The 8,348-nt window shown below is 39.1% G+C and carries 7 protein-coding genes and 1 pseudogene; 7 read left to right on the top strand and 1 reads right to left on the bottom strand.

What is annotated here, in order from left to right; all coding sequences use genetic code 11:
* The 7 genes and pseudogenes from H5975_RS06380 to H5975_RS06350 all read left to right on the top strand — a co-directional run.
* A pseudogene (locus H5975_RS06380) lies at positions 1-210 on the top strand (RluA family pseudouridine synthase); the annotation flags it as partial.
* Between the two features lie 145 nt (positions 211-355).
* Positions 356-1,960, top strand: coding sequence for a xylulokinase (locus H5975_RS06375; protein ID WP_204785345.1), 1,605 nt, complete (start codon positions 356-358; stop codon positions 1,958-1,960).
* 15 nt (positions 1,961-1,975) lie between these two features.
* Complete coding sequence (locus H5975_RS06370) at positions 1,976-2,707, top strand: L-ribulose-5-phosphate 4-epimerase (protein WP_204785344.1); 732 nt, start codon at positions 1,976-1,978, stop codon at positions 2,705-2,707.
* A gap of 75 nt (positions 2,708-2,782) precedes the next feature.
* Positions 2,783-3,865: a GntR family transcriptional regulator gene (locus H5975_RS06365; protein WP_204785343.1), complete on the top strand. Its 1,083-nt coding sequence runs from the start codon at positions 2,783-2,785 to the stop codon at positions 3,863-3,865.
* 311 nt (positions 3,866-4,176) lie between these two features.
* Complete coding sequence (locus H5975_RS06360; protein ID WP_204785342.1) at positions 4,177-5,538, top strand: sugar porter family MFS transporter; 1,362 nt, start codon at positions 4,177-4,179, stop codon at positions 5,536-5,538.
* A gap of 315 nt (positions 5,539-5,853) precedes the next feature.
* Positions 5,854-7,278, top strand: a complete 1,425-nt coding sequence (gene araA / locus H5975_RS06355) for an L-arabinose isomerase (protein ID WP_204785341.1) — start codon at positions 5,854-5,856, stop codon at positions 7,276-7,278.
* 228 nt (positions 7,279-7,506) lie between these two features.
* Complete coding sequence (locus tag H5975_RS06350; protein ID WP_178660160.1) at positions 7,507-7,836, top strand: hypothetical protein; 330 nt, start codon at positions 7,507-7,509, stop codon at positions 7,834-7,836.
* A 100-nt stretch (positions 7,837-7,936) separates the two neighbouring features.
* Here H5975_RS06350 and H5975_RS06345 read toward each other — a convergent pair.
* On the bottom strand, positions 7,937-8,348 hold a 412-nt coding region (locus H5975_RS06345), incomplete at its 5' end, for a DUF4811 domain-containing protein (RefSeq protein WP_204785340.1).

The raw sequence follows: 8,348 nt of genomic DNA, 5'->3' as shown, positions 1-8,348 counted from the left end.
CGAACGCACCAAATTCGTCTTCACATGAGTTCTCTTGGTCATCCGTTAGTGGGTGATCATTTATATGGAGGACCATTAGATAAGGTGGATCACCAAGTCTTACATGCCAGCGAATTATCGTTTACTGATCCGTTCACACAACAGTTGAAACAATTTAATGCTCCTTTAGATCAAAGCGATCAACAATTGTTAAACGATTTAGGATTATAGTACTTATAATATGAGGGTCAGATGATTAACCGGACAGTGTTCACTTATAAAGCAATACTAAATAATCAATAAATTTGTTTGATTTGTACGGACAAATACTTTACAATATTAATGGTTAGTAAAGTTTTTAAGGGAGGCTGTTCCTGTGGATAAAAGTATTATTAAAAGTAAAATTGAAAACGCTAACACTGCTTTGGGGATCGAATTAGGTTCTACCCGGATTAAGGCAGTTTTGGTTACAGATGACTATCAAGTTGTTGCTTCTGGAGATTTTGTATGGGAAAACGAACTCAGAAATAATATCTGGACCTATCCAATTGAAAAAGTATGGAATGGAATTCAAACAAGTTATGCTAATATGGCAGCAAGTGTTAATGAACAATATGGCATTCAATTGACGAAGATTGGTTCGATTGGAATTAGTGCCATGATGCATGGTTACATGCCATTTGATAACTCTGGTAATTTGTTAGTACCATTCAGAACATGGCGTAACAATATTACTGGTGAGGCTGCTGAAAAGCTGACAAAGCTATTTGACTTTAATATCCCAGAACGTTGGAGCATTGCCCACTTGTACCAGGCCATTCTGAACCATGAAGATCATGTTAAGCAGATCGACTTTATTACTACTCTTGATGGATACGTTTCATGGAAACTTTCTGGTAATAAAAATACTGGAATCGGTGATGCATCTGGAATGTTTCCAATTGACGAGGCCACTAAGACGTATGATACCAAAATGCTGAAGCAATTCGCTGATCTGCCAGAAGTTGCTCAGTACCCATGGGACATTAAAGATATTTTGCCAGAAGTATTGATGGCTGGTCATTCAGCAGGCAAGTTAACTGCTGAAGGTGCTAAATTATTGGACAAGAGTGGCCAATTGCAACCTGGTTCATTAATTGCACCATCAGAAGGTGATGCTGGTACTGGGATGGTAGCCACTAACGCTGTTCGCAAACGGACAGGTAACATTTCTGCGGGAACATCAGCGTTTTCAATGGTTGTTTTGGATCAAAAATTAAATAAGGTCCATCGTGATATTGACATGGTGACGACCCCAGATGGCGCACCGGTGGCCATGGTCCACACCAATAATTGTTCATCTGATATTAATGCTTGGGCAAATGTCTTCAACCAATTTGCCAAAGTATTAGGGGTTAATTTGTCGCCTAACCAACTTTATGAAAAGCTATTTGACGTTTCATTACGGGGAGATCAAGATGCTGGAGGCCTCGTTAACTTCAGTTATCTTTCTGGTGAAAACATTACCAAGGTCCAAGACGGCCGACCAATGATGGTCCGGAAGCCGGATAGCCACTTTACTTTAGCTAATATCTTTAAAGTACAGTTGTATTCCGCTTTTGCACCATTAAAGATTGGAATGGATATTCTATTACGAGAAGAACACATTCGGACTGACGTTCTAATTGCCCAAGGTGGTCTCTTTAAGACCCCGGTTGTTGCTCAACAAGTACTGGCAGATGCACTGAACACACCGATTACTTTAATGAGTAATGCCGGTGAAGGTGGACCATGGGGAATGGCGGTGCTAGCTCTTTATGCCAGTGATACCAAAGGAAAGAGCTTAGCAGATTACTTAGATGATGAGGTCTTTGTGAATGCTGAAAGCTCTACCTTGTACCCAGAGTTAGAGAGTGTCCAAGGCTACGAAAGATTTATTGATAATTACAAAGAAGCATTGCCTGCTGAAATTGAAGCTGGTAAAAACATGAAATTAAATTAATAAGGAGATTGTCCCGTGTTAGAAAAATTAAAACAAGAAGTTTATGAAGCCAATATGAAATTGCCACAACTAGGGTTAGTAACTTTCACGTGGGGGAACGTGTCTGGAATTGATCGTGAAAAGGGACTATTTGTAATTAAGCCTTCTGGCGTTCCATATGATGATTTAAAGCCTGAAGATATGGTAGTTGTGAACTTAAAGGGGGAAGTCATTGAAGGTCAGTTGAATCCTTCTAGTGATACACCAACTCATACGTACCTTTATAACCACTTCCCGAAGATTGGTGGAATTGTTCATACCCATTCTCCATGGGCAGTTTCATTTGCAGCTGCGCACATGGATATTCCGGCGATGAATACTACCCACGCTGATACGTTCTATAATGATATTCCTGCAGCAGATGCTCTCACTAAGGATGAAATTGAAGAAGATTACGAAGGAAATACAGGTAAAGTTATTGTTCGCTCATTTAAAGAACGTGGTTTGGATTATGAGGCTACACCGGCAGCGTTAGTGATGCAGCATGGTCCATTTGCATGGGGACCGACACCAGATAAAGCGGTTTATAATGCTAAAGTTCTTGAAGTGGTTGCCGAAGAAGATTATCATACGTTACAATTAACTAGAGCTGATAATCATTTACCACAATATCTGCTAGATAAACATTATTATCGGAAGCACGGGGCCAACGCATACTATGGACAAAATAGTGCCCATAGCAAAGATCACGCAAAACGTGAAAATTAAATATCTAGAAGAGCGATGTAGTAACAGGTTGGTTTGGACCGATGTTGTCCACCGCTCTTTCATTAGGAGCGAGTAATGACAACTAAATATGAAAAAGTAAAAGAACAAATTCGTCGGGTTATCAGTTCAGGCCAATATCAGCCTGGAGATCAGTTACCGACGGAATCGACATTAATGGATAAATATGGTGTGAGTCGTTATACCATTCGCCGAGCAATGGGGGAGCTAGAAAATGAACATTATATTTACCGTATTCAAGGTGGAGGGATGTTTGTAGAAGATTGGCAAGCTCAACGTCAGCAACAGCCAGTTAATCAAAAAGTAGTGGGAGTAATCACGACCCACCTTGCTGATTATATTTTTCCAAGCATTATTAGTGGGATTGATCGTTCCCTCTCTCAGCAAGGCTATTCGATTCTATTGGGAAACACGCATAACGACCATCCTCAAGAACGGATCAGTTTACAGCGGATGCTCGATAGCAATGTCGATGGTCTAATCATCGAGCCAACCCAGAGTGCGCGTCCCAATCCTAACCGGGACCTTTATGATCAAATTGCTAAGTCACACATTCCGGCATTGTTTATTAATGCTCATTATGATAATTCTAGTCTGCCGTTTATTGATGTTGATGACCGGCAAACTGAACATGACTTGGTAAGTCGGCTTTTTGATAAAGGACACCAACGGATTTTAGGGATTTTTAAAATTGACGATATGCAAGGGGTTGACCGTTTGCAAGGATACATGGATGCTTATATGGAGCATCCTTCGATGATGTTAATGAGTGATGTCATTATGTACCAGTCATCGGACGATATTGCACATATTTTCGCCAAAATTGCTCAGTATTTGAAGGCTAGCGATCGTCCAACGGCAATTGCTTGTTATAATGACCAATTAGCAATTCAAGTGATGGATGTGGTTCGATCAATTGGATTAAAAATCCCAGAAGATGTTAGTGTAGTAGGCTTTGATGATTACCAATTGAGTGCCTATGTTTTGCCTGGATTAACAACCGTTGCGCACCCTAAGAACCAAATGGGGATGGATGCTGGCAATATGATTTTGAAGTTAATCAAAGGTGAAGATGTTAAGCCGATTATTTACCATCCAAAGATTATTGAACGGTCTTCAGTTAAAGATTTAACTAAATAATAATTTCCATACAAATTTAGCAGGTGCATTATTGATGATGTATATTTACCGTCTAATAATGCACCTTTTTTATACAAAAAATTAGAAGGCAATTAACAAAACATGACCAGAACATTGATTTTATAATATTTATTTTTCTCGTAAAGAAATTTATATGGTAAAAGTAAAATATTTAAAACGTTTTGTTGATTTATTCGGACAAATATTCTATACTATGCATGTAAGCGCTTAAAGAATTGTTTTAAGTACTATCACATGTGGTTTTTGGTTTGAGATTGTTGTCTATTAACAAAGTATAGGAGTGAACAAAATTGAAGAAAGTTTCAAATGGATTTATCTATACTTTTGGTGCCCTGGGTGGTTTACTCTTCGGTTACGACATTGCTTCCGTTTCCGGTGCTATCCTCTTCATTCAAAAGCAATTACACTTAAACTCGTGGGAACAAGGAATGGTTGTTTCTTCAGTATTAATCGGTGCGATCATTGGTGCACTTGGTACGAGTAAGTTTCTTGATAAGTATGGTCGTCGTAAGCTTCTAATTTGGGCCGCTATTATCTTTACTATCGGTGCTCTTGGATCTGGATTTGCTCCAGAATACTGGACATTGCTGGTAACACGGGTCATCTTAGGGATTGGTGTTGGAATTACTTCAGCATTGATTCCTGCTTACCTTCACGAATTAGCCCCTAAACGGATGCACGGTGCGGTTGCGACAATGTTCCAGTTAATGGTTATGATTGGTATTTTGTTAGCTTATATTTTGAACTACACCTTCCAAGGAATGTACACTGGATGGCGTTGGATGTTAGGCTTTGCTGCTTTACCTGCAATTATTCTTTTCATCGGAGCCTTCTTCCTTCCAGAAAGTCCACGTTTCTTAGTTAAGATCGGTAAGCTCGACGAAGCACGTGATGTTTTAATGAGTACTAACAAGGGTGATGACAAAGCCGTTAACACCGCGTTGTCTGAAATCGAAGATTCTGCTAAGCAACAACAAGGTGGTTGGAAAGAACTATTCGGAGCAGATGTTCGTCCAGCTTTGATTACTGGTTTAGGTGCTGCTATTTTCCAACAAGTTATTGGTTCTAACTCCGTTATTTTCTATGCTCCAACAATCTTTACTAAAGTTGGTTGGGGTGTTGCTGCCGCCTTACTTGCCCACATCGGGATCGGAATTGTTAATGTTATCGTTACTGTTGTCGCAATGCTTCTAATGGATCACGTTGATCGTAAAAAGATGTTAACTGTCGGTGCTGCCGGAATGGGATTGTCACTATTCGTAATGGCTACCATTCTTAAGATGGATAGTGGTTCTCGTGCTGCTGCCTATGTTAGTGCCATTGCTTTAACTGTCTACATTGCCTTTTATGCATGTACATGGGCCCCAATTACCTGGGTATACATTGGTGAAGTCTTCCCATTAAACATTCGTGGATTAGGAACATCCCTTTGTTCTGCTACCAACTGGTTAGCTGATATGGTTGTTTCATTAACATTTCCATCAATGTTGGCTGCCTTTGATATTGCTAACACATTCATTATTTATGGTGTTATCTGTGTTATTTGTATCATCTTCACTAACAAATTTTTCCTTGAAACTCGTGGGAAGTCACTTGAAGAGATTGAAGCTTCCATGCGTGCAATGACAGCTGCTAAGAAGAATAAAGCATAGTTTAACGATAAAGTCATAATTTCTAAACATATTCAAACAAATCATTAATACGTATTCTTTAAGGAGGTCCTTGATATATTGGTAACTGTTCTAATGATCAAGGGCTCTTCTTGTCAATTAAAGAGTTGCTGTTCAACAAATATATTTAATGTATTTGTAGACAAAGACAAACAATAAATAATTTGTACGTTTATTTTTGGCAATTGTATTGATTTATCCGTACAAATTGAATATAATAACAATGTAAGCGATTTAGTAATGGGCAAAATCCAGTCCCGTTGCAATTTCAATTAAAGAAAAGGAGATCTAATCATTATGTTAAAAACACCTGATTATGAATTTTGGTTCGCAGTTGGTAGTCAACCACTATATGGTCCAGAAGCATTGGAACAAGTTGAAAAAGATGCCCGTAAATTGGTAGACGGCTTGAACGCTAGTGGTAAGTTGCCATACAAGGTAGTCTTCAAATTAGTAGCTACTACCGCTGACAGTATTACTAAGTTTATGAAGGAAGTTAATTACAATGACAATGTTGCCGGTGTAATGACTTGGATGCATACTTTCTCACCTGCTAAGAACTGGATTCGTGGTACTGAATTATTACAAAAGCCACTAATGCACTTAGCAACTCAAATGCTTGACCATATTCCATTTGATACCATTGACTTTGACTACATGAACTTGAACCAAAGTGCTCATGGTGACCGTGAATATGATTACATCAACGCGCGGATGGGTGTACCAGACAAGATTGTTTATGGCTGGTGGAATGACCCAGAAGTTCAAGATGAAATTGCAGATTGGGAAAAGGTAGCTGTTGGTTATAACGAAAGCTTCCACATTAAGATTGCTCGTTTTGGTGATACAATGCGTGATGTAGCCGTTACTGAAGGTGACAAGGTTGCTGCTCAAATTAAGCTTGGCTGGACCGTTGATTACTGGCCTGTAGCTGAACTAGTGGCAGCTGTTAACGCAGTTTCTGAAGATGATATTGATAAGGAATACAAACGCCTAGAAGATAACTATGATATGGTTGAGGGCGACAATGACCATGATAAATATGTTCACTCTGTTCGTTATCAACTACGTGAATACCTTGGTATTAAGAACTTCCTTGATGAAAAGGGCTATGATGCATTCACTACAAACTTCCAAGACCTTGAAGGACTAGAACAATTACCAGGATTGGCTGTTCAATTACTGATGATTGATGGTTACGGCTTCGGGGCTGAAGGTGACTTCAAGTCAGCAGGTTTATCCCGTCTGTTGAAGATCATTGCTGAAAACAAGCAAACTGCCTTCATGGAAGACTACACATTAGATCTGCGGAAGGGCCACCAAGCAATTATGGGATCACACATGCTTGAAGTTGACCCAACACTTGCTTCTGATAAGCCACGGGTTGAAGTTCACCCATTAGACATTGGTGACAAGGCAGATCCAGCACGGTTAGTATTTACAGGATCTGAAGGCGAAGGAATTGACATTACTTTGTCATACTTCGATGATGGATACAAGTTCATTGCTTACGATGTTGATTGTGCTAAGCCGGAAAAGGAAATGCCACATCTGCCAGTTGCAAAGCAAATGTGGACTCCAAAGTGTGGTCTCAAGAAGGGTGCCACTGCTTGGATGCGTAATGGTGGTGGACACCATACTGTTCTTTCCATGAACCTTACAATGGACCAAATAGAAACTTTGGCTAAGTTGTTTGGCATCGAATTAATCGATATTAAGTAATAGGATTGACCAACTAAAATCTAATTAGAAAACGTGATTTTGTTTTCACGTCCTCGCAAACAACAACAGGGGCCTAACGTTTGGTTTACTTACCGAGCGTTAGGCCCCATTGTTGTAGAGTGCTGTTCATCTGTATTGATTACAGCTTAATTCATATTGAAAACGTTTGCAAATTTGTCCGGATAATTGTATGATACTAATAACAAATATTTACTGGAGGTTGGCAGAGTGAAATTCCGTAAGTTAAAACCAGTTAAAACAGATAATTTACAATCTGGGGTTGTTTATTATCGACGCTGGACCAAGTTTGAGAAGGTTTTTTCAGTAGTTGGGGTTTTGCTACTGTTTACTGGTGTTGGAATCGTATCTGATGTGATTCTATTGGCGATGTACCTATATTGTGTAGATAAAGTTGATGTTTCACCAATTGGCAAACCTGATCAACGACTATTGATTAAGAAGAATGAGTGGGATCATTATCGTCATGTTCATGGAATTGATTATTGGCATCAACATCAACCACAACGGGTTCAAGCCATGGTAAGTGCGCATCAATAAGTTAAAACTATAATTATTAGGAAAAAAGATAATTTACTTGTATAAAAAACGAGAAGGAAGTTGTTGATAACCTCTTTCTCGTTTTTTATTTGGCAGTGCGTTACCTTTGTTGTAGTGCTTTTTTAATAGCCTGTCCTTCAAATTCAATTTGCGCTTGCTTTGTAATCTGCTTAATCTTGCGCGGATCATTAGTCTTAGCGTTAGCAATTTTTTGGTTGATATAAGCACTTACTTGTTGTTTAAGAGCGGCATGGGCGCTTGGGGATTGCTGAGTAGCCATAATTTTCTTCAGCTTTTTAGCTTGGCTAACGGATACTTTGACATATCCTTGAGGGTAGTATAAAACGTTTTGCCGATGCACTAATTTATTATTAATACCGGTGCCAATAAACAGGAATTTGTAAAAACCATTTTGATAGCGCCACCGCGTTTCTTTTGTAACTATACGAGCTTGATCGTTGGAACTGGTTTTATCAGTACTGTAAGTAAGCTCATTTGCTTGCGTATGCAGT

Source organism: Limosilactobacillus coleohominis, from assembly GCF_016901675.1.
In the GTDB taxonomy this organism is placed as follows: Bacteria; Bacillota; Bacilli; order Lactobacillales; family Lactobacillaceae; genus Limosilactobacillus; species Limosilactobacillus intestinavium.
This window is presented reverse-complemented; position numbering and strand designations above follow the sequence as displayed.

Coding starts and splice junctions, on each gene's coding strand:
- H5975_RS06365 (WP_204785343.1), top strand. CDS start 2,783: ATGACAACTAAATATGAAAAAGTAAAAGAACAAATTCGTCGGGTTATC.
- araA (WP_204785341.1), top strand. CDS start 5,854: ATGTTAAAAACACCTGATTATGAATTTTGGTTCGCAGTTGGTAGTCAA.